The sequence below is a fragment of the Pontibacter sp. 13R65 genome (genome assembly GCF_047525655.1).
Lineage (GTDB): Bacteria > Bacteroidota > Bacteroidia > Cytophagales > Hymenobacteraceae > Pontibacter.
The window spans coordinates 102,143-122,087 of record NZ_JBLIQL010000014.1 but is presented as its reverse complement, the minus strand read 5'-3'; the positions used below and the strand labels follow the sequence as shown (position 1 = coordinate 122,087).

Annotated in this window: 20 protein-coding genes; 11 read left to right on the top strand and 9 right to left on the bottom strand. The window is 43.7% G+C overall.

Going from position 1 to position 19,945, the window contains the following annotated elements:
• Positions 1-80 precede the first annotated feature (80 nt).
• Together ACMA1I_RS16095 and ACMA1I_RS16090 are read left to right on the top strand one after the other, a co-directional pair.
• Positions 81-614: a hypothetical protein gene (locus tag ACMA1I_RS16095; protein ID WP_337069432.1), complete on the top strand. Its 534-nt coding sequence runs from the start codon at positions 81-83 to the stop codon at positions 612-614.
• An 84-nt stretch (positions 615-698) separates the two neighbouring features.
• A complete protein-coding gene (locus tag ACMA1I_RS16090) occupies positions 699-1,247 on the top strand; it encodes an RNA 2'-phosphotransferase (RefSeq protein ID WP_337069431.1) in 549 nt (182 codons plus the stop codon).
• 354 nt (positions 1,248-1,601) lie between these two features.
• Here the strand turns inward: ACMA1I_RS16090 and ACMA1I_RS16085 are convergent, their stop codons facing one another.
• Genes ACMA1I_RS16085 through ACMA1I_RS16075 form a run of 3 tightly spaced genes read right to left on the bottom strand, consistent with a single transcriptional unit; the run spans position 1,602 to position 3,116 of the window.
• Positions 1,602-2,594: an ImmA/IrrE family metallo-endopeptidase gene (locus ACMA1I_RS16085; protein WP_337069430.1), complete on the bottom strand. Its 993-nt coding sequence runs from the start codon at positions 2,592-2,594 to the stop codon at positions 1,602-1,604.
• The gene (locus tag ACMA1I_RS16080; RefSeq protein ID WP_337069429.1) at positions 2,585-2,935 is read right to left on the bottom strand and encodes a hypothetical protein; all 351 of its coding nucleotides are present in this window, start codon (positions 2,933-2,935) and stop codon (positions 2,585-2,587) included. Before ACMA1I_RS16080 ends, ACMA1I_RS16085 begins: the two co-directional genes overlap by 10 nt.
• Positions 2,886-3,116, bottom strand: coding sequence for a colicin E3/pyocin S6 family cytotoxin (locus ACMA1I_RS16075; protein WP_414703930.1), 231 nt, complete (start codon positions 3,114-3,116; stop codon positions 2,886-2,888). Before ACMA1I_RS16075 ends, ACMA1I_RS16080 begins: the two co-directional genes overlap by 50 nt.
• Before the next feature lie 408 nt (positions 3,117-3,524).
• Here ACMA1I_RS16075 and ACMA1I_RS16070 point away from each other — a divergent pair, with 408 nt between their 5' ends.
• Positions 3,525-4,049, top strand: a complete 525-nt coding sequence (locus tag ACMA1I_RS16070) for a hypothetical protein (RefSeq protein ID WP_337069428.1) — start codon at positions 3,525-3,527, stop codon at positions 4,047-4,049.
• Here ACMA1I_RS16070 and ACMA1I_RS16065 read toward each other — a convergent pair.
• The 4 genes from ACMA1I_RS16065 to ACMA1I_RS16050 all read right to left on the bottom strand — a co-directional run bounded on the left by ACMA1I_RS16065 (position 4,046) and on the right by ACMA1I_RS16050 (position 7,572).
• On the bottom strand, positions 4,046-4,576 hold the full coding sequence (locus ACMA1I_RS16065; protein WP_337069427.1) for a hypothetical protein: 531 nt from the start codon (positions 4,574-4,576) through the stop codon (positions 4,046-4,048). The genes ACMA1I_RS16070 and ACMA1I_RS16065 overlap by 4 nt on opposite strands.
• Positions 4,577-5,992 carry a phage integrase SAM-like domain-containing protein gene (locus ACMA1I_RS16060; RefSeq protein ID WP_337069426.1) on the bottom strand — a complete coding sequence of 472 codons (1,416 nt, stop codon included), beginning with the start codon at positions 5,990-5,992 and terminating at the stop codon, positions 4,577-4,579.
• A 398-nt stretch (positions 5,993-6,390) separates the two neighbouring features.
• Entirely contained in the window at positions 6,391-6,912 is a 522-nt protein-coding gene (locus ACMA1I_RS16055; protein ID WP_337069425.1) for a hypothetical protein, read from the bottom strand.
• Between the two features lie 276 nt (positions 6,913-7,188).
• The gene (locus tag ACMA1I_RS16050; RefSeq protein WP_337069424.1) at positions 7,189-7,572 is read right to left on the bottom strand and encodes a hypothetical protein; all 384 of its coding nucleotides are present in this window, start codon (positions 7,570-7,572) and stop codon (positions 7,189-7,191) included.
• A 358-nt stretch (positions 7,573-7,930) separates the two neighbouring features.
• Between ACMA1I_RS16050 and ACMA1I_RS16045 the strand changes: the two genes are divergently transcribed.
• The 4 genes from ACMA1I_RS16045 to ACMA1I_RS16030 all read left to right on the top strand — a co-directional run bounded on the left by ACMA1I_RS16045 (position 7,931) and on the right by ACMA1I_RS16030 (position 11,847).
• A complete protein-coding gene (locus tag ACMA1I_RS16045; protein WP_337069423.1) occupies positions 7,931-8,860 on the top strand; it encodes a ribose-phosphate pyrophosphokinase in 930 nt (309 codons plus the stop codon).
• A gap of 123 nt (positions 8,861-8,983) precedes the next feature.
• The gene (locus ACMA1I_RS16040; protein ID WP_337069422.1) at positions 8,984-9,568 is read left to right on the top strand and encodes a 50S ribosomal protein L25/general stress protein Ctc; all 585 of its coding nucleotides are present in this window, start codon (positions 8,984-8,986) and stop codon (positions 9,566-9,568) included.
• 263 nt (positions 9,569-9,831) lie between these two features.
• Entirely contained in the window at positions 9,832-10,395 is a 564-nt protein-coding gene (gene pth, locus ACMA1I_RS16035; RefSeq protein WP_337069449.1) for an aminoacyl-tRNA hydrolase, read from the top strand.
• Between the two features lie 180 nt (positions 10,396-10,575).
• On the top strand, positions 10,576-11,847 hold the full coding sequence (locus ACMA1I_RS16030) for an MFS transporter (protein ID WP_337069421.1): 1,272 nt from the start codon (positions 10,576-10,578) through the stop codon (positions 11,845-11,847).
• Positions 11,848-11,939: 92 nt separating this feature from the next.
• Here the strand turns inward: ACMA1I_RS16030 and metG are convergent, their stop codons facing one another.
• Complete coding sequence (metG, locus tag ACMA1I_RS16025) at positions 11,940-13,979, bottom strand: methionine--tRNA ligase (RefSeq protein ID WP_337069420.1); 2,040 nt, start codon at positions 13,977-13,979, stop codon at positions 11,940-11,942.
• Between the two features lie 138 nt (positions 13,980-14,117).
• Between metG and ACMA1I_RS16020 the strand changes: the two genes are divergently transcribed.
• Entirely contained in the window at positions 14,118-14,333 is a 216-nt protein-coding gene (locus tag ACMA1I_RS16020; protein ID WP_337069419.1) for a hypothetical protein, read from the top strand.
• Positions 14,334-14,457: 124 nt separating this feature from the next.
• Here ACMA1I_RS16020 and ACMA1I_RS16015 read toward each other — a convergent pair whose 3' ends face one another.
• A complete protein-coding gene (locus ACMA1I_RS16015; RefSeq protein ID WP_337069418.1) occupies positions 14,458-14,802 on the bottom strand; it encodes a hypothetical protein in 345 nt (114 codons plus the stop codon).
• A 681-nt stretch (positions 14,803-15,483) separates the two neighbouring features.
• Between ACMA1I_RS16015 and ACMA1I_RS16010 the strand changes: the two genes are divergently transcribed.
• From ACMA1I_RS16010 to ACMA1I_RS16000, 3 genes are all read left to right on the top strand, one after another.
• Positions 15,484-17,304 (top strand): ABC transporter ATP-binding protein, encoded by a 1,821-nt coding sequence (locus ACMA1I_RS16010; protein WP_337069417.1) that lies wholly within the window; start codon positions 15,484-15,486, stop codon positions 17,302-17,304.
• Positions 17,305-17,467: 163 nt separating this feature from the next.
• Positions 17,468-18,334, top strand: a complete 867-nt coding sequence (locus tag ACMA1I_RS16005) for a DUF2911 domain-containing protein (protein WP_337069416.1) — start codon at positions 17,468-17,470, stop codon at positions 18,332-18,334.
• Positions 18,335-18,454: 120 nt separating this feature from the next.
• A complete protein-coding gene (locus ACMA1I_RS16000) occupies positions 18,455-19,390 on the top strand; it encodes a class I SAM-dependent methyltransferase (RefSeq protein ID WP_337069415.1) in 936 nt (311 codons plus the stop codon).
• Positions 19,391-19,945 lie beyond the last annotated feature (555 nt).

The following is a 19,945-nucleotide window of genomic DNA, read 5'->3' as shown; positions in this document are numbered from 1 at the left end:
CCAGTGAGGCTGAACAGATTAATTGTAGTGTCGCTAAATTATGTTTTGAAACAGTGGTAATTGACATCAATCAGAAAAAGATGGCCTTCGGAGACAAATATAGGATCTTCATAAATGGGGAACAAAGGTACTTTGCCTCCACTGAACTGGTGAGTTTCCTGCCAAAGCTGTACCTGTTTGACAACCAGCATTCACGGGCCAAGCTAATAATGAGAAAGAAGTGGTCATGGTTCAACACCAAATACAAAATTACCTTGTGGGATAGGGACATCATTGAATTCACAGCAGCAGCATTCTGGAGCATACATTACCAATGCCAGGACGGAGGTGACTTGTATGATGTTTACGGGCATAAGGGAAGGAAGCACTCTGTCTACAGGAACGGTGTTCAGATAGCTTGGTGGGATAAGGAAATGGTTTCCTGGTTCGACGGGGACAACTATAGAGTCATAGCTGACGATGACAGCAACTATGAACTGGTAATGGCCTTCTGCCTCATGCTGGACAACAAGGATAGCAGTAGCGATAATGGCAGCACAGTAACAGTGGACTTTGGAAACATTGGTCCTCAGGCTAAAGAGTTCGATTATGCGTGGAGACCAAAACAGTCTTAGTCCGTTTAACAGCCAGTATAGATCTACAACCCTTAGATACTCCCTTATTGAGTAATAAGTAAATTCATTTAAAAACTACGAGACATGACAGCGAGTGAAGCCAAAAAGCTTTCGAAGTTTCTGAGCCTGGTTCTGAGGCATCAGCCTGAGACCATCAACCTGATGCTTGATGACGGAGGATGGGCAGATATCGGGGAATTAATAGCCACAAGCAAGACCAAGGGAATAGAGCTGGACACAGATAAGCTCCACTACCTTGTCGAGAACAACGATAAAAAAAGGTTCTCCATTTCTGTGGACAGCACAAAGATACGTGCCAACCAAGGGCATTCCATTCAGGTTAACTTGGGGCTGGTGGCTCAGGAGCCGCCCGAGCATTTATTCCACGGCACCGCGACACAAAATATAGACTCCATCAGAGCGAAGGGGATAGTCAAGGGGAGTAGGCATCATGTGCATTTATCGGCTGACCAAGAGACAGTCAGAAAGGTAGGCATGCGGTATGGCACACCCATTGTTCTACGGGTAGACTCGGAGCAGATGCATAAAAATGGCATTGAGTTCTATAAGTCGGAGAATGGGGTGTGGCTCACGGAACATGTGGCTGCTGAATACATCAGGTTTGAGGGGTAACCATTCGCAATATTAGGCTCGGTGCAGGACTAGAAGTTGAATTAGGTGAGAAATGTCTAGAGACCTTACATCTAGAACTCTTTACCCAGACTTGATTGAAAGCCCTAACCAAACCTGGCTGTTTCACGAGAAATTTCGCATCAGCTAAGAAATCATGCATACAGAAGCCTAAATCAGGCTTTAAGATGTCCTATATAGACAACTTGATTTTTTTGAGGTATAATTCCTCTCTTAAACTTACCGCAATATGCAATCCTGACTAAAGCATTTTAACTCATGCTACAGATAGAGATTCAGCAGTCAACTCTATACTTTTGAATATAAAATTAACCTAGAATCTATATGTAAAATATATTATTTCTTCTTAGGCTTTTTATTTTTGTCAAAAAATGCCTGACACCTGATTTTAACAAATTTTTCAAAATCTTTATGTTGTGTAAGATCATCTAACTCCGATCTTCTTAATCTATGAATACAAGCAGCCACAACAGTATTAACATTATAGTCTCCAGTAGATTTTACTTTACCGTGCGCAAACGACATTATCCCAACAACTTTTTTTCTAAAGTATTCTATATCATCATTAGGTTGAATATCATGTATAATATTATCTAATATCTCTTGCCATACTCTCTGGTCTTCAGCATCGATAAACACCTCGGAACTTATTTTCCACCAATGATAAGTTTCAGAACTTGTGCCGCAGACTGTATAGGAGTCTACATAAGGATAAAAATTTTCTTTAAATATCATTCCACTGTCTTGAACAAATGTATTTGTACCCTCAGTTTTTCCACTGTGTAATACAATCATCCCAAATTTTTCTGCCGTATATACAATATTAGACGGTAGAACCTGGATTAATCTTATGGCAGATGCCTGTAATGAAACTCCAGCTTGTACAGCTATACGTTGATGTAGTGAAGATAAATCATCTTTAAATTCTTCATATTCATCAATAATCCATTCAAACGGCATCAATAATTCAGAAGCAAATCTATTCGCTTGCTGTTCTTTTAGAGAATATTCATAATTTTTATAACTGTCATTATAAATATTATCCACAATAGTTCCAATATGCCAAGGGATTATGATATGCCCTAATTCATGTGCAAGCGTAAATTTTTGTCTTGTTTTAGAAGCATCTGTATTAAGTACAATAGTAGGTTTTTTCCCAGGGACCTTAAGATTTATGGACACACCATCTACTCCATCTATAGGTATTGATTTATAAATAAGCTTGGCATATTGCTGTACAAGATCCTCTAGATTGAATGGCACCTTCAATGAATGTTTAGCAATGACTTTCCGAGCAAGTTTATTTTCTGGATAATTATTCAATCCCATAATTTTTCACTTCGTAGCCATTGTTCCAACCTTGCTGACTTAGCCTGACTATCGGACCTTGCAGCCATAGCATACTGATTCTGAATAATCTCTTCGATAGGATCTCCTGTCATATGAGCCGTTACAATACTTCCAAGATATATTTCATCCTCAACAAATAAAGCATACTCCCTTTTTGTCATACCCAAAAACTCATGCAGTGGTAGTTCAGTATCGCTTTCATGCCATATATCTATATAGTCATCAACCTCTGATAGTAGCGCATCTCCGTTAATACAATCTTGAATAAAATTAGACATCGATTTTTCTTCCTTTAACTGGTGCTTTGATAAATTCTCCATGAATATTTTTTACGCCTAGATGCCGACCTCTTTTGTTGAAAACTTCAATCTCTCCATGAAGCGAATCCCATGTATAAATTCTCTGGAAATCAACAGATCGCCATCTCTTTTGTCCATTGATTGCCCCTATATGGATACAACTGTCTAGGTAACATGGTCTTGGAATTGATATACCTCCCACAATTACTGTTTTTAGCTATAGCTTAAATTAAGTTAAAAATTTTGTCAAAGAGAAACTCTGCCTCGAAATTTATATTTTTTATGGTAATCAAATAACCGTTGTTCAAGCGTTATATAATTCTATCAATACTTCTTAAATTTCCTTCTACTTCTCTTACCACCAATGATAAATTATGCTGGCATAACATACTAGTCGCACTTGCTGCAATAAAACAGGTTTCGTAGCGTGAAAAATTAGCCTTATCAAAATAGTATTTTAATATTCTTCTGATAAGGCTTTCAGAACAGACGATGTCTTTACATACAGATAACATAGATCGTTTTATCATAGAAATTCAAAATTTTTAATTTTTTTAACTGAATTTAAAACTTTCATAAACCGAGTTTCTATAAAAGGAAATTCAATGATATGATACGTTCAGAAATTCAGGATACACTAAATATCCTTACAAACTTTAAGAAAGATCAAGTACCGCAAGAAGAGGTGCTCTTAATGCTCAAATATTGGGTAAGAAAAACGGCAGGTTGCAAAAACCTAACAGAGGAGACTGTCCAACAACTATTAGCGGACAATCTCGACGCACTCAGAAAGGTATGGCAGGAGGCATTCCTTACCCTGGATTTTGAAAAAATAGAAGAGGCTGAATCTGCTGTGCCTGCACATCTAAAAGAATACAGGTATTCGGTGGCAGGTATCGTTGAAATTTATGCAAAGCTATTAAATAAAAGTATCCATAGAAAGACAGTCACCGATCACATGACCCTGGACAAACATGGGATCAGCAAACTGAAAAAAATTACAATTGAAGGAGATAAAAATTCAGTTTTAGAAAGTGATCTGCTTCAGTATTTCTATCATGAAGCCCATGTACGGTTGAAGCCTGAGGATATCAGAAGGTTTAGTTATAAAGCACCTGCTAAAAGGGAGATTTAGATCTCCCTTTCCTGTAAAGGCTTCTTATATGCAAGCGGGCGTATTTTCTGTACATCAAGCTTGATACCAGTCTGTGTATAAAAGTATTCGATTAGATCGCTTTCGATAACGGAGGTATATTCATTTGGGATGTCTTGTATAGGTAATAATATTCTCTTCTGCTGGTTTATTGCCTGCCTAGAGATTTTTCTGCCTGCAAATATTTTATAAAATTCTTGAATATTGGCGAGGCTATACCGATACTGCCGCGTCGCGTCCAAAGCAACCCCATTTCTTATAATGTCGGTCTCGATTTCTTCCTCCACCAACAAAAGACCTGTCATGATCTTCCTCCTTAGTACCGTGGATCCAGTGCTGAGGATTTTTATCAATTCGGATTGGGAAACCTGTAGCTCCATAGCCTTTCTTTGTAGAAAACCTTTCAATATTAAGTTTATATCCACTTCATCATTTTCTTGGACACAGATTTCATAGAGCAATTTTAGGTGACCTAAATAAAGCGCGGCTTTGTCTTCTATTTTCATCATCTAGATGTTTGCAAATGATGGTAAGGTTAGGCGTTTGTACATATCATTCTGTTTCTGGCTGACAAACTGATTCATGATTTCAACCGATATATCATAGTATCTACTAAATGCTTCGCTATTTCGTGCATGGCCAGACTTTTTCTTGATGAATTCTGGAACTGTACCCAAGATTAACATATTGGTAATAAATGTTGATCTCGCGTCATGACTTGAAATTTTATTGTATAAGTAATCATAAGAAACAGTCTTTTTTTGCCTTATAGTAGTTGTAAAAGGGATAGGATCTAATAGGTTACGCACCAATGGCTTTTTGCTATCTGGCACAGCTCTTTCGATATCATCTAAAATACCTGCCTCTCTTAATTGTTCTATATACAACGCTAGTTTATAAATTACCTCTTTTAATTGTCTATTATAAACCTGCTCGGTTAAGTCATTTGGTATTACATAACCTTTGCCTATGATATCTTTATATTTATTAATGATGCTTATTGTATAATTCGTTTGGTCATGACGCGTAATATACCCTGTTTTTCCATGAACAATATTTAATGTTAAGAAATCATGGCTAAAATGATTTCTTCGAATACTCATCAAATCACCAACTCGCAGGCAATTATCAGTTTGAAAGCAGAATAGATCTCTAGTTCTGTCTAAGTGTGGTTCAGAGATTGGCATTTCCCTGAGGATGTTGTATTCGTCATTCAACAGGTACACTACCGTTTGATCATTGGTATGAATACGTTTCCATTTATCTATATTGATTTTGGGCACCTCTATTACCTCTTCCGTATATATATAGGAGAGGAAAGATTTCAAATTCTTTATCAATTTATCAACAGAAGAATCAACCTGGTTTTTTTTATATAAAAAATTCTTCAGGTTTATATAGAACCCTGTATTTAAATACGTCCAATCACATAGATTCTTATTTTCCTTTTTTTCAAATTCTTTTAAAGTATTTAAGGTGTTCTTATATTGCTTAAGTGTTTTCAGGGCAATTTTACCTCCTTTGGTGGTATACCGCCTCGGATCTTCACCGCTGGAATGATCTATCACTATCTGGCAGATATCAAGCAAGCCGTATTCCTTCTTTGAAACCACATCATGTGTTTGAAAATTATTCGGATAAAGAATTTTCAGCATGTCCTCTTTAGTGCTGTCTTTCGTTAACATTACTAGAGCATCAGACATTCTATTATAGCAGTCTGTTATAGAATTATTGTAGACTTTTGCTTGATCATTACCTATGCTCCCTTTAGGAACTACTCTTAGAGTTGAATCACTCCAATTCTGGCATGGTATCCTTACGCGCGTATTTTCTTCCACCTTCTTGCCCTTAACAGTACATCTCACATAGATCGTGTAATGCGTCTTTTTTGTATTATCACGGGTAATAATTTTTACAGTTGTCATTCTTTCTTTTATAGACTCTTATTAAATCTTAAACATATTTTTCAATATCAAATGCGAAACTTCGTGTGAAATAATGACACGTGAAACATCTGGTGAAATTTATAATGTAAATCTACTGAAATATATTAAACAAAAAAATAAAAATTATACGACATAATATCCATTAGACAAACATTCGGAGTATTATTGTAACTAATCTGAAATAAAAGTTAAGCTGGTGAGTTCTGGTCGGACAACATAAAAAGCCCTTAGATCTGATCTGAGGGCTTTTTTGTTTTCACTGGTTTTTATTCCTTATCATTAGGTTAACCGAAACCGAAGAGCAACAAATACAAAGGCCGGAGCTATTAACTCCGGCCTTTGATATTCAACAAATGAGAGGCAGCAAATTGCGGCCGTTAGTGTTTCTCAGCATAAGTTGGAGCAGTCGGGTTTTGTGTGGGCGTAGCCATCAGGTTAGAAGAAATGATGCTCTTCCATTTTTCGGCCCGCATCAGCTCATTGTTAAAGTTCAGGCTAACTTCACGGTTATAGAACTCCAGCACCCTGTCAGCCTGCCTTGCATTTCGGCTGCTTAAAACTAGATCAATACGATCGATAATCTTTTCGCCATTCTGATCTCTGTTTGAATTTTTAACGCTGCAGGCTCCTACCTCCGCCAGGTCTACAAAAGATTGCTGCTCTTGCCCCTCATTTCGGAGCGTGTAGAACAGTTTCTTTTTTACTGTGTCGATGCCGATGGTATAGTAAGGGTCCCAAGAGTCGTGCAAGTCAATATTTACCTGTCGCTGCCCTGCCAGGCCTATAAACTCCTGCAAGAGTTTCAGCCTTTTAGCTTTTTGCTTGCGTTGCACAAACATAATAGGCACTACAAAGAGCGCCACTGATAATAGTCCGATTATTACTGTTTCTAAATCCATATTAGTTTTTGTTGCTGTGCAGGCAGCACCGAATTATTAGCGGCCCCACTTTAGGTGCCACCTGCAATAAATTTGACATGAAATTGGTGTATGAGCCTATGTAGTAAGCCCAGCAGAGAGCAACTTTTAAGGCGTTTGTTATTGTGTGGCATGCTTTTACAGGCATACCAGAACAGCGAAGCATCTTTCATCAAATACTTCGGGGCGGGAGCCTAACCCAGAAACCTCAAAGGCGCTCAGGCATGCAAGGGCATGCCTAAAAGAAAACGAAAGGATTTACCAGAAATAATGGAAAGGAAAAATAATGTCGCAATTACCTAGGCTGAGACAAATACCTTTTGCGCGGAAAAGGTATTCCCGGTTCAGGCGGTGTAGGTAATGCTCTACGGCAGGCGAGGCGCTTACAAGGCCGCTCAGCTGGTTTTTGGCACCAGGAGTGGGAAAAGAGAGGTTTACAGCACTTACAGCATTTTCAGAGGGCTTGAACAGCACCTGAATCTTATGCTGCCTATTATCCGATAAACTTGCCGGAGCATATCCTTTGTCTGTGCCATCAGTTACTGCCTGGGCTATACTTATACCCCAGCCCTCCCCCTCGCCTGCCAAAGACAGGAAAAAGAAGAGAAATAAGAGCAAAGCCGATTTTGAAAAATTACCCATTCTCCAAATTTATAAGTTTGAACGCTAACTAAATAGCAAGCAAAGAAATATTTGTGTTTGCTGTAACACTCACTACTTCTAGCTTTTATATTTTACTTTAGCGAAGTCAGCTAATGCTATTAATACATTTACCCTTCTTGAAGGTCAAAATTCCTAATCAGTATCTGTTGCTTAGCTACCCCTCCGCCTCCAGTCGGACCGAAATAATAACAATTTGCACAATTCCCTGAGCATAAGACTTTTCCAGTAATCCAAACTTTATTTATCTGCTTCTTTTAAAGAACGGGTGCCAGTTATTAACTATATTTGCAGGCATATCCACCTAAAACTTACTTACACCTCAGCGTTTAGTAGTATTATGCCACAAGTCAAAATATTCTCAGCAACTGCCACCACTTATCTGGCTGAAAAAATAGCCACAGCATATGGCCTACCCCTCGGAGACCTTTCTGTCTCACGTTTCAGCGACGGAGAAATAGGAGTTCACTTTAATGAATCTGTGCGTGGCGCAGAGGTTTTTATTGTGCAATCTACCATCCCTCCTGCCGATAACCTGATGGAGCTGATGTTGATGATCGATGCAGCCAAAAGAGCATCGGCGCATAAAGTGATTGTGGTAATGCCTTATTTTGGCTATGCCCGCCAAGACCGTAAAGACCGGCCACGTGTATCTATCGGTGCCAAAGTGGTGGCCAATGCCATACAATCTGTTGGAGCCGACCGCCTCATGACCTGCGACCTGCATGCCGGCCAGATTCAGGGCTTTTTTGATATTCCGGTTGATCACCTCGATGGTTCGGCCATATTTGTGCCTTACCTGCGAAGCCTTAACCTGGGCAACGACCTTATTTTTGCATCGCCGGATGTAGGTGGCGTGGTGCGTACCCGCTCGTTTGCCAAGAACTTTGGAGCAGAAATGGTAGTGTGCGACAAGCACCGCAAACGTGCTAACGAAATTGCCTCTATGCAGGTAATTGGCGATGTGGAAGGCATGGATGTAGTATTGGTAGACGACATGGTAGACACAGCCGGCACCATGACTAAGGCCGCTGAGCTACTGAAAGAAAAAGGTGCTAAAACAGTGCGTGCCGTGGCAACTCACCCGCTGCTGTCTGGCCCAGCCTATGAGCGTATAGAAAACTCTGTTCTTGAAGAACTGGTTGTGTCGGACACCATTAAACTAAAGCAGCCTTGCTCTAAAATAAAGGTACTTTCGTTTGCCGAGCTGTTCGCAAGAGCTATCAACAATGTGGTAACGCACGAGTCTATCAGCTCACTGTTTATTTAATTGATGGTTGTCGTATTGTTAAGTTACTGATCTTCAGAAATAAAAAACAATTTAACAATTCATCAATTTATCAATTAAATTAATACCTTTGCACCCACAAAACATTTACCTAAAAATATTATCATGCAAAAGTTAGAGATTATAGGGTTTAAAAGAGCAAATCTCGGCAAGCAGACTACGAAAGAGCTGCGAAACGAGTCTTATGTGCCAGGTGTATTATATGGCGGTGGCGAGCAAGTGCACTTCTATGCCCCAGCTATCCTGTTCAGAGACTTGGTTTACGCTCCAGAAGTATATGAAGTAGACCTTAACATTGAAGGAACGCATTACAGAGCTATCCTTCAGGATTTACAGTTCCACCCGGTAAACGAAATGCTCCTGCACGTAGATTTCCTGGAACTGCAAGACGACAAGCCAGTTAAAATAGACGTTCCGGTAAGGTTCGTTGGAAACTCTCCAGGTGTTCTTCTTGGTGGTAAACTGGTTACTAAACTGCGTAAGCTCAGAATCAAAGCGCTTCCGGCTAACCTGCCAGATGCAATTGATGTTGATATCTCCGATTTGGAGCTTGGTAAGTCTATCAAAGTAAGCAAAGTGGTTGCTAACAACTTTGAAATACTTTCTAACCCTAGCGCCCCAATCGCAACTGTTACCATTCCGCGTGCTCTTAAGAGTGCACAGATGGAAGAAGCTCGTGGCAAAAAATAAGCTTCCTCTTTCTGACGGAAAAAAAATCCTGTCCTGCCACTTCGCAGGGCAGGATTTTTTTTTGAGTCAAACTTTTGTTCCGTAAACCCTAGCTCACCAAATCGCTTTTTGCCTCTGGAAGGGCTTTTTGATTAGAATAATTTAAAAATAGAAGTGCCAGCGCATGGGTTGCCACTTTAAAAGAAGCAGCCACTATGTTTAAATCAATAAAAGAAATGCTTAGGTTTGGGGCTCTCACCCCACCCCCGGCAGAAGACACAACCATGAAATACCTGATTGTAGGATTGGGCAACATTGGCCCCGAATATGCTGAAACGCGCCACAACATTGGCTTTATGGTACTCGACTACCTTGCCAAAAAGCACGAAGCCAGTTTTGAGCTGAGCCGGCACTCTTTCGTAACCGAGATAAAGACCAAAGGCCGGCCCTTTGTGCTCGTAAAGCCCACCACCTACATGAACCTGAGCGGAAAAGCGGTTAGCCATTACCTGAACACCTTAAAACTCCCGGTGGAGCAGATGCTGGTGATTACCGACGACATTGCCATTCCGTTTGGCAAGATCAGGATGCGGCTGAAAGGCAGTGCTGGCGGGCACAACGGTCTGAAGCATATTGAGCAGACACTGGGGCACAACAACTACCCGCGTCTCCGCTTTGGAGTGGGCGATGCTTTTTCCAAGGGCAAACAGGTAGATTATGTGCTTAGCAATTTCAGCTCCGACGAGCAGCCAGAACTGCAAACCTTAATCGAGAAAGCGGCAGAAGCGGTTATTTCTTTCGGCACCATTGGCCTGGAGCGTACCATGAACGTGTATAATACAAAGTAGACACAGATAACTGAGCTATATCAAAACCTCACTTGTCTGGCTGGCAGGTGAGGTTTTTTTATGCCAGCAGGTCAAGCCGCTTTTCGCCTGAAAAGACCTCCGGAAGGCTGTTTTTATTTGAATAATTGAGGGATTCGGGTATCCCACCACTAATCCAAATTCCTATATATACCTACTACTATGAAAAGAATTATTCTCCTTTACCGCAATGCATTCGGAGGCCTCTCCCGCCCTGCCTGGATGATGTCGCTAGTGATGTTTATTAACCGGAGCGGCGCTATGGTTACGCCTTTTCTGGGAGTTTACCTGATCGGAGAGCTGGACTACAGCCTGCAAGAAGCAGGTGCCATACTTAGTTTTTATGGACTGGGCTCTGTTTGCGGCTCTTTTCTGGGTGGTTGGCTCACCGACAGAATAGGTCATTTTAAGGTGCAGTTCGTGAGCCTGACGCTGGGAGGCAGCCTGTATTTTATACTCCTGCACCTGCACCAGTTTGAATACTTGGCGGCCGGGGTGTTTATACTGAGCCTGGTAAATGACTGCCTGCGCCCGGCTAACTCTGCTTCCATTGCGCATTATGCCAAACCCGAAAACATGACACGTGCCTTTTCACTAAACCGTATGGCCATTAATCTGGGCTTTTCCATTGGTCCGGCGCTGGGAGGTTTGCTGGCAGCCCTGTCGTACCGGTGGTTATTTATTGCGGACGGCATTACCTGTATGGTCGCGGGGCTTTTTTTTTACCTGTACTTCCGACAAAAGAAAGGTAACCAGCCACTACAGGCACAGCAGGAAACTATAGTTGAGGCAGCTCCTGTAACCAACAAGTCGCCTTACACCGATCTGTTGTTTTTGCTGTTTGTGTTGCTCTGCTGCACCTTTGCCACTGTTTTTTTCCAGCTTATTTCTACACTGCCTATCTATTACAAACAGGTGTACAAGCTTTCCGAAGGAAACATAGGCATGCTTATGGGCATGAATGGCCTTATGGTATTTATGCTGGAAATGATTTTGGTGTACCTGCTTGGGGAGCGCTTTCCCAGAAAAATGGTGGTGGCAGGAGGTGTGCTGCTGCTCGGCCTGTCGTTCATCAGCCTCAACCTGATGGCGCATGTGAGTATACTTTTTGTAGCCATGCTGCTTTTGAGTATAGCCGAAATTCTGGCCATGCCTTATATGACTACCATTACCGTAGAACGCTCCAACGCATCTAACCGGGGCGCTTACATGGGCTTATACACTATTTCTTATTCGGCTGCTCACGTAGTTGCTCCCTTGCTCGGCACCAGTATTATAAGTGCTTTTGGTTTTGGAACCTTGTGGTGGTCTATGGGAGGCATGGCAGTTATAGCGGCTATTGGCTTGTACCTGGTAGTACAGGCCATCGAAAAGCAAAAAGCTAATAACCGGAATCTTACAATAGCCAGTAGCAAAGAGTTACTCGCAGGTTAGTTTCAGCAGCAACCTTTGCAGCGTAACAGCTGCGGGCATAAAAAAAGCTGCACCATTTCTGGTGCAGCTTTTTTTATAGAATATTCCTGAGCTTACGAAACCGTTCCGCCGTTTTTAACAGCTTTACCAGGCTGTACAAAGGCTAGAGATCCATCGGCATTTTCAGCCATAAGGATCATACCCTGGCTTGTAATGCCTTTAATATCGCGTGGAGCCAGGTTCACCAGTATGCTTACCTGCTGCCCAATGATCTCCTCTGGGTTGAAGAACTCGGCAATACCGCTTACTACAGTGCGCTGATCCAGCCCCGTGTCGATCTTCAGTTTCAAAAGTTTTTTGGTTTTTGCTACTTTTTTGGCTTCTATAATGGTGCCAATCCTGATGTCCATTTTACTGAACTCATCGAAGGTTACGTCGTCTTTGGCTGGTGCCACTACGGCATTTTCGGCTTGGTTTGCCTTTTTAGTGTCGAGCAGCTTTTGCACCTGGGCTTCTACGGCCGCATCCTCAATTTTTTCGAACAGCAATTCGGGTTTGCCTATAACGTGCCCAACTTCCAGTAAATCAGCAGCACCGGCCTCCGCCCACTTACCCACTGGCTTGTTGAGCATATCCGATAGCTTCTGAGCAGAGGTTGGCAGGAAAGGCTCCATCAGAATGTTCAGGCTGGCAGAAATTTGCAGCGCAATGTTCATAATGGTTTTTACGCGCTCCGCATCTGTTTTAATCAGTTTCCAGGGCTCTGTATCGGCAAGGTACTTGTTGCCGAGGCGCGCCAGGTTCATGAGTTCGCTCAGCGCCTCTCTGAAACGGTAACGCTCTACCAGGTCGGCTATAGTAGCCGGGAATGCCTGCAGCTGTGCCAGCACCTCGGTATCGTGGTCGGTGAGTTCGCCAGGTTCCGGTACTGCTCCATCGTAGTATTTCTGCGTAAGCACCACCGCTCGGTTTATAAAGTTGCCGAGTATGGCTAGCAGCTCGTTGTTGTTGCGGGCCTGAAAATCTTTCCAGGTAAAGTCGTTGTCTTTGGTTTCGGGGGCGTTGGCGCAGAGCACGTAACGTAGCACATCGCTTTTGCCCTCAAAATCCTGCAGGTACTCGTGCAGCCACACCGCCCAGTTACGGGAAGTGGATATTTTGTCGCCCTCCAGGTTCAGGAACTCGTTGGCCGGTACATTGGCTGGCAGCACATAATCGCCGTGCGCTTTGAGCATAGCCGGGAAAATAATGCAGTGGAACACAATATTGTCTTTGCCAATAAAGTGCACCAGCTTCGTTTCCTGGTCTTTCCAGTAAAGTTCCCAGTCAGGAGTCAGGTCTTTGGTAGCCGAAATGTAACCAATCGGTGCATCAAACCACACGTACAGCACCTTACCTTCTGCACCGGGAGCTGGCACAGGAACTCCCCAATCGAGGTCGCGGGTAACGGCGCGGGGCTGCAGGCCCTGGTCTATCCAGCTTTTACACTGGCCGTACACGTTTGGTTTCCAGTCTTGCTTGTGGCCCTCTACTATCCATTCTCGTAGCCAGGGCTCGTACTCGTTGAGCGGCAGGTACCAGTGCTTTGTTTCGCGCAGCACCGGCTTTAACCCGCTCAAGGTACTTTTAGGATTTATCAGGTCGGTGGCGTTGAGGGAAGTGCCGCAGCTTTCGCACTGGTCGCCGTAAGCGTTCTCGTTGCCGCACTTAGGGCAGGTGCCCACAATATAACGATCGGCCAGGAATTGCTGCGCCTTCTCATCAAAGTATTGCTGCGTGGTCTGCTCTATAAACTTACCTTCTTCATACAGTTTCTTAAAAAAGCCAGAGGCAGTTTCGGCATGCGTTTTAGAAGAGGTGCGGCTATAAATATCAAAGGAAATGTTAAAGTTCCGGAACGAGTCGCGGATAATTTCGTGGTACTTATCTACAGCCTGTTGTGGGGTAATACCTTCTTTTTTTGCCCTGATGGTAATGGGCACACCGTGCTCATCGGAGCCGCAAACAAATTTAACGTCGCGCTCCTGCGACCGCAGGTAGCGCGCATAAATATCGGCAGGAATATAAACCCCCGCCAAGTGACCAATATGTACCGGCCCGTTGGCATAAGGCAACGCCGCCGTAATCGTGTATCGTTTATAATTTTCAGCCATATCTCTCTTAAAAAAGCAAATATACAAATACAGTCCGAAAGCACGGCGTCTGAGGCAACGGAGTATAAAAACAAGCTTACGGCGCTGCCATGTCTATGCTTTTTCCGTAAAGTATACCTCAAACACAAAATGTACGTCATGAAGAATACCGAAAACAGTAACACAAGAAAAGGCGACGGAGACACTTTGGGCAAGAAGGACCACCAGCAGGAAATTAAGAAGAACCCGGCTCCCAAAGAGGCAGACAGAGAATCGGAAACCACGCCACCCGAAAATGAAGTGTATGTGGATATGGAGCCGGAAGAGCTACATCCCGACGACGAGCCGCTTGATGTAAATGAGGAAGAAAAATAAACAGCAGGACCTGCTATACCCAAAAGGCCTTTTTGATTAGAAAAACTGCTGCACCACGACGCACCAATTATTCTAATCAAAAAGGCCTTCAATTGTAAAAATAACTCAGTGGAGCGTTAGCCTCTTATTGCCCGGCATTTACGCGTGGCCGTACGGGCCAGGAGGTCCGGTGGCTTGTAGAATCAACAGGCGCTCCTACTACCCGCTGCGACCGCTCTGTGGTTGGAGTGGTCGCAGGACCAGTATGTGTCGCTTCTTCTATATTGATTTTTTTGTTCGTTACGCTCGACTGCTGGTTCATTTGCCGACGCACCTGGTCCAGGTTGCTGCCTGTGCTGTGCTGCACCCGCCTGTTGTGGTCCGGGTTCGGCAAAGGGTCTGGAGTTCCGGCTTCCGATAACGACGTGCAGGACATGGTGGTGCCTACTAAAATCGCCATCAGCATAGTGTTAAAAACCAACTTCATCATCTTTATATTTTTACAATACTTATTCCGATTTATTACCCTTAATAAGGTATACGATCAAAAAAGTATAATAACCATGTTTAATGTGCTGATGTAGTAATTAGTGAGTATTGAGTAAATGAGAGGATGCGTAATTAAATATGGGTTCTAACCCCTGCCCGAAAAACATCTAAATTCTGTTTGAAGGCCATTTTCATTAGAATAATTTGACATGTGTTGCGCGGTAGATGAAAACAACCAGCAAGGGCAGGCAGGGCAGGTGTGTTTGAAATCAACCAATATCCTTAGCCTTACAGCTGTGGTATTAAGACAAAAGAACAAAGACTCCAGCCTTACAAAGGCTTCATGTTGCTGTAACAGCTATAGAAGCCGCTACGCGAACTGAAGCTCTGAAATCTCTCGCCCTCAAGATTCCTCCAGGATCACAAACGTTATTTCTGCCATCCCTCAGATACTGAGACACTCAGACACTGTGAGCTCAGTCGGCACTGAGAAGCTCATAAGCACTACTAAAACATATCCTTTTGATATCCGACTAATTCCAGCCAGTTTTCTTACCTTTGAAATATTTTGAAAGAATGTGGCATTTTATATAAGTTTTGACTGTTATAGAATTCGCATGCTTCTGCTGCCACAGTTTAGCCGAACTGGTGCAGCCATAACAAGTACTAATTATTTTAATTAATGGCAAAACGCGGATTTGGTCCAAAAGGGACACCAGAGGGAGAGAAAGGGAAACCTATTACCAAAGAAAGTTTCAAAAAAAGTCTCCGGGTGTTTCGCTACGTACTTCCCTACAAGTATAAGTTTATCATCGGCCTTATTTTTCTCACCTTCTCCAGCCTTACCTTTATGGGTTTCCCTTACCTGGTGGGGCAGTTATTCGACACGACTACGCTTGGCAGTACCAATGTTGCTCTGGAGCGAATTAACTTTATTGCCGTTGCGCTCTTTGCGCTAATGGTTTTTCAGGGTATCTTCTCCTTTTTCAGAGTCTACTTTTTTGCACAGGTCAGCGAGAACGCCGTTGCCGATATCCGGCGTGACCTGTACAGCAAGTTTATGCTGCTCCCCATTTCTTTTTTCGAGAAACGTAGAGTTGGCGAAATAACCAGCCGCATTACCACCGATGTAGCCCAGGTACAGGATGCCATGTCTATTACGCTGGCAGAACTTTTCAGGCAGGTGATGACGCTGGTAGTAGGAGTTGCCTTTATTATGTGGACTTCTATTAAACTCTCGCTTTTTATGCTGGCCACTTTTCCGGTGCTAGTAGGGCTGGCGTTTGTATTCGGCAAAAGAATAAAGGGACTCTCGAAGAAAACCCAGGACGAACTGGCGCAGACCAACATTATTGTAGAAGAAACGCTTCAGGCCATTAATACGGTTAAAGCCTTTACCAATGAGTTATTTGAAGTAGCCCGCTACAAAACAACACTGGGCAAGGCAGTAAAAACAGCGCTAACGACGGCCTATTATCGGGGTGCGTTTATATCCTTTATTATTGTAGGCTTAATGGGCGGAATTATACTGGTGATTTGGTATGGAGCCACACTGGTAGCATCTGGTGAAATACAGCCCGGCGACCTGATCTCCTTTGTGCTGTACACAGTGTTTATAGGCGCCTCTGTGGGTGGTCTTGGTGAATTGTACGGCAAAGTGCAGGCTTCTTTGGGAGCGACAGAACGTATCCTCGAAATTCTGGTAGAAGCAGAAGAACCAACTAACCGCAACCGTAACCTGATGGCTCCTGTACCCAAACTACATGGCGACATCAACTACCACAATGTAGCTTTCTCCTACCCTACCCGCCCCGACCTGCAAGTGCTACGCGATATTAACCTCCACATAAGAGCAGGCGAGAAAATAGCGCTCGTAGGGCCAAGTGGTGCCGGTAAGTCTACTATTGTGCAGCTACTGATGCGCTTTTACGACGTGAGCAACGGTGGTATAACCATAGATGGCCACAACATAAAGAACCTGGACTTGAGTACCTTGCGTGGTAATATTGGCATTGTGCCGCAAGAGGTGTTGCTGTTTGGTGGCAGCATCCGCGAGAACATTGCCTACGGCAAACCAGATGCAACAGAAGCGGAAGTAATTATGGCTGCCAAAAAAGCCAATGCCTGGCAGTTTATTCAGTCGTTCCCCGAGGGGTTGGAGACCTTAGTAGGTGAGCGAGGCATTAAACTTTCTGGTGGTCAGCGCCAGCGCATTGCTATTGCCCGCGCTATTCTTAAAAACCCGGCTATTCTCATCCTGGACGAAGCCACCAGTTCCCTCGACTCAGAGTCGGAGCACCTGGTGCAGCAGGCCATGGACGAACTGATGCAAAACCGCACCACCATTGTAATTGCCCACCGCCTGGCCACTATTCGCAAAGTAGATAAGATATTGGTGATAGACGGAGGCGAAATAGTAGAAGAGGGCCCACACGAAGTACTCTCTATGAACGACAATGGTATTTATGCCAATTTGCTGCGCCTTCAGTTTGAGTTGAGTTAAATCTTTCGGACAGCCCAGTTATATTGTTTTACAGCACCTTTGCGGGCAAATCATTTGCAAAGGCATGATTTATGCTTGTTGTAAGGGTATGGCAACACTGGTTTTAGCCCGATCTTTTTCGTAATATTACTGCCGGAAAAATACATCCATCAACTTAATAAATATGAAAAGAACATTAATAGGCTTTGCGTTATCAGCAGCTCTTCTATTAGGTGCTGGTGCAGCACAGGCGCAAATTGCTATGCCTGCTGCAAGCCCTGCCTCTACTGTTACCCAAAAAGTAGGTTTAACAGATGTTACAGTAAATTATTCGCGTCCATCGCTCAAAGGACGTTCTCTTGGTGCCGAAATAGCTCCCTTTGGCAACATCTGGCGCACAGGAGCTAACGCTTCCACCAAACTCACTTTCAGCGACGAAGTTACCATACAAGGCAACAAAGTACCTGCCGGCGAATACGCACTTTACACTATTCCCGGCCAGAATGTATGGACCATCATCATCCATAAAAACACCAAGCACTGGGGCGATGGCGGCAAAGAATACAAGCAGGAAGAAGACCAGGTTCGCTTTACAGTAAAGGCAGAGAAAAACGGACGTAAGGTAGAAAGCTTTACCATCAACTTTGCCAACCTGAAAAACAATGCAGCCGATCTGGAACTGCTCTGGGACAACACAGTCGCTTCTTTCACCATAGAAACAGACGTGGATAGCAAAGTAATGGCCGAGATTCAGGAGAAAGTAGTAAACGGCACCAACGTTGCGCCAGGTGCTTATGCCGCTGCTGCCACCTATTACCTAGACACAAACAAAGACCTGAAGCAGGCTACCGAGTGGATGCAAAAAGCCACTAACCAGGATCCTCGCTTTTACTGGCTCTACACGCTGGCCAGAATGCAGGCTCAGCAAAAAGATTATAAAAATGCGGTTAAAACTGCCGAAAAATCTCTGGCTGGTGCTAAAGCTGCCAACGAGCAGGCTTACATCCGCATGAATGAAAAATCGATAGCGGAGTGGAAAAAAATGAAGTAAGACTTAAAGTGTATAGGTAGCTGCGGCCTTCAGTGCTGCTCCAAAGTTGCCCTTCACTTACCTTACCCGAAGCCCCTGCTATGCCAGGGGCTTTCTTTTTACTTAAAAAACAACTTATAATTGGATAATCAAGAAGACAAACAACATTCAGAAGAACACCTGGGTCCCGCACGGGAGTACTGGTGGAACGAAGACTACCTGGAACTGCTGGCCAACCGCCTGCACCTGCCTTACACCCAAACCCTGGTAGATATTGGCTGTGGCAAAGGCATGATGGGCTTTAAATTCGCGCGCTACCTGCCGGATGGTGCCACCGTTTATGGCGTAGATTATGAACCTGGCTACATAGAAGAAGCGCGACAGCGAGCCAAAAGCATTTACCAGCAGAACCGCATCGACTATAAATTTACGGTAGGTAATGCCACCGATATCCCGCTCCCCGATGCTATTTCAGATCTCACCCTGTGCCAGACCCTCCTGATCCATGTGAAAAACCCGCAGCGGGTTATTCAGGAAATGATTCGGATTACCAAACCAGGCGGCTGGATTCTGGCGCTGGAGCCAAATAACCTGGTGCCCAACCTCATGTTCGACCGGTATGGAGAGACCGACTTCGATGTGGAAAGCACCCTGGATGTGCTGGAGGTAAAACTGCGGATCGAAAAAGGGAAAAAGCAGCTAGGCGAAGGCTTTAACTCGCTGGGCGACGTAATTCCGGACTTGTACCTGAAAGCTGGCCTCCTCGACACCAAAGTATGGATATCAGACAAAGCTCTCTCTCTTATTCCGCCCTACGACACGCAGGAAAAGATGCTGCGCGTGGAGCAAATGCTGCAGTGGATAGAGACAGACGCCATGGGTTACGATTACCAGGACAACCTGAATTACTACATGGCCGGAGGAGGCGAAAAGGACAAATTTGATGCTTACTGGCAGAAGCTGCTTTACAACAAAATTACCCTGAAGCAGAAGCTCATGAAAGGCGAGTATATTTCGGCGGGCGGCAGCCTGGTTTATATTGTTGCAGGGCGCAAACCAAGGCCATCGGAGGTTTAAACAGGTTTTTGTGTGTAAATACATATCAATCCTTTTGTCATCCTGAAAGGATCTTATGGGCGAAATCCATCAGCAATGGCTACAGGCTTTTATGTCTAAGTTCCCTCGCTAGTGCGAGCTTGTAGCTCGTACTTTCATGCCAACGGTTTAACTTTCTAGCGTGGGCGAGAGGCTTTAGCAACGGCTACTGGGGTTGTAGGTCTAAGTTCGCATAGCTGCTTTTCTGGCAGTGACAGTAGGTTGAAGCTGTTGCATTGTTGGCTTTCCTGTTCTTTTTGTCTTGATACAAAAAGAACCAAAAAAATCAAGACGATTTTGAACTCGCTGAACGCTCAAACAAAAAATTGTCAATAAGTGCACCTGGCTCACGTGTTCGCCCTGTAGCCTGCTACCGCAATACATTAGTTTAGGTTAGCCTTCTGCTAAATTATTCTAATGAAATTGGCCTTCCAGAGGCAGAAAGGTCATTTAGGACAGTAGAGTTAGCTATGGTCTGCTTTGCACAGTCGCTCGCAGGAGCTGTGCACGCTGCGAGGTCTTCCGGTCTANGAAATT

Bases quoted from the DNA above. Each gene is read 5' to 3' on its own strand.
- ACMA1I_RS16095 (WP_337069432.1), top strand. From the start codon at position 81: ATGGCCTTCGGAGACAAATATAGGATCTTCATAAATGGGGAACAAAGG.
- ACMA1I_RS16090 (WP_337069431.1), top strand. From the start codon at position 699: ATGACAGCGAGTGAAGCCAAAAAGCTTTCGAAGTTTCTGAGCCTGGTT.
- ACMA1I_RS16085 (WP_337069430.1), bottom strand. From the start codon at position 2,594: ATGGGATTGAATAATTATCCAGAAAATAAACTTGCTCGGAAAGTCATT.
- ACMA1I_RS16080 (WP_337069429.1), bottom strand. From the start codon at position 2,935: ATGGAGAATTTATCAAAGCACCAGTTAAAGGAAGAAAAATCGATGTCT.
- ACMA1I_RS16070 (WP_337069428.1), top strand. From the start codon at position 3,525: ATGATACGTTCAGAAATTCAGGATACACTAAATATCCTTACAAACTTT.
- ACMA1I_RS16065 (WP_337069427.1), bottom strand. From the start codon at position 4,576: ATGATGAAAATAGAAGACAAAGCCGCGCTTTATTTAGGTCACCTAAAA.
- ACMA1I_RS16060 (WP_337069426.1), bottom strand. From the start codon at position 5,992: ATGACAACTGTAAAAATTATTACCCGTGATAATACAAAAAAGACGCAT.
- ACMA1I_RS16055 (WP_337069425.1), bottom strand. From the start codon at position 6,912: ATGGATTTAGAAACAGTAATAATCGGACTATTATCAGTGGCGCTCTTT.
- ACMA1I_RS16050 (WP_337069424.1), bottom strand. From the start codon at position 7,572: ATGGGTAATTTTTCAAAATCGGCTTTGCTCTTATTTCTCTTCTTTTTC.
- ACMA1I_RS16045 (WP_337069423.1), top strand. From the start codon at position 7,931: ATGCCACAAGTCAAAATATTCTCAGCAACTGCCACCACTTATCTGGCT.
- ACMA1I_RS16040 (WP_337069422.1), top strand. From the start codon at position 8,984: ATGCAAAAGTTAGAGATTATAGGGTTTAAAAGAGCAAATCTCGGCAAG.
- pth (WP_337069449.1), top strand. From the start codon at position 9,832: ATGAAATACCTGATTGTAGGATTGGGCAACATTGGCCCCGAATATGCT.
- ACMA1I_RS16030 (WP_337069421.1), top strand. From the start codon at position 10,576: ATGAAAAGAATTATTCTCCTTTACCGCAATGCATTCGGAGGCCTCTCC.
- metG (WP_337069420.1), bottom strand. From the start codon at position 13,979: ATGGCTGAAAATTATAAACGATACACGATTACGGCGGCGTTGCCTTAT.
- ACMA1I_RS16020 (WP_337069419.1), top strand. From the start codon at position 14,118: ATGAAGAATACCGAAAACAGTAACACAAGAAAAGGCGACGGAGACACT.
- ACMA1I_RS16015 (WP_337069418.1), bottom strand. From the start codon at position 14,802: ATGATGAAGTTGGTTTTTAACACTATGCTGATGGCGATTTTAGTAGGC.
- ACMA1I_RS16010 (WP_337069417.1), top strand. From the start codon at position 15,484: ATGGCAAAACGCGGATTTGGTCCAAAAGGGACACCAGAGGGAGAGAAA.
- ACMA1I_RS16005 (WP_337069416.1), top strand. From the start codon at position 17,468: ATGAAAAGAACATTAATAGGCTTTGCGTTATCAGCAGCTCTTCTATTA.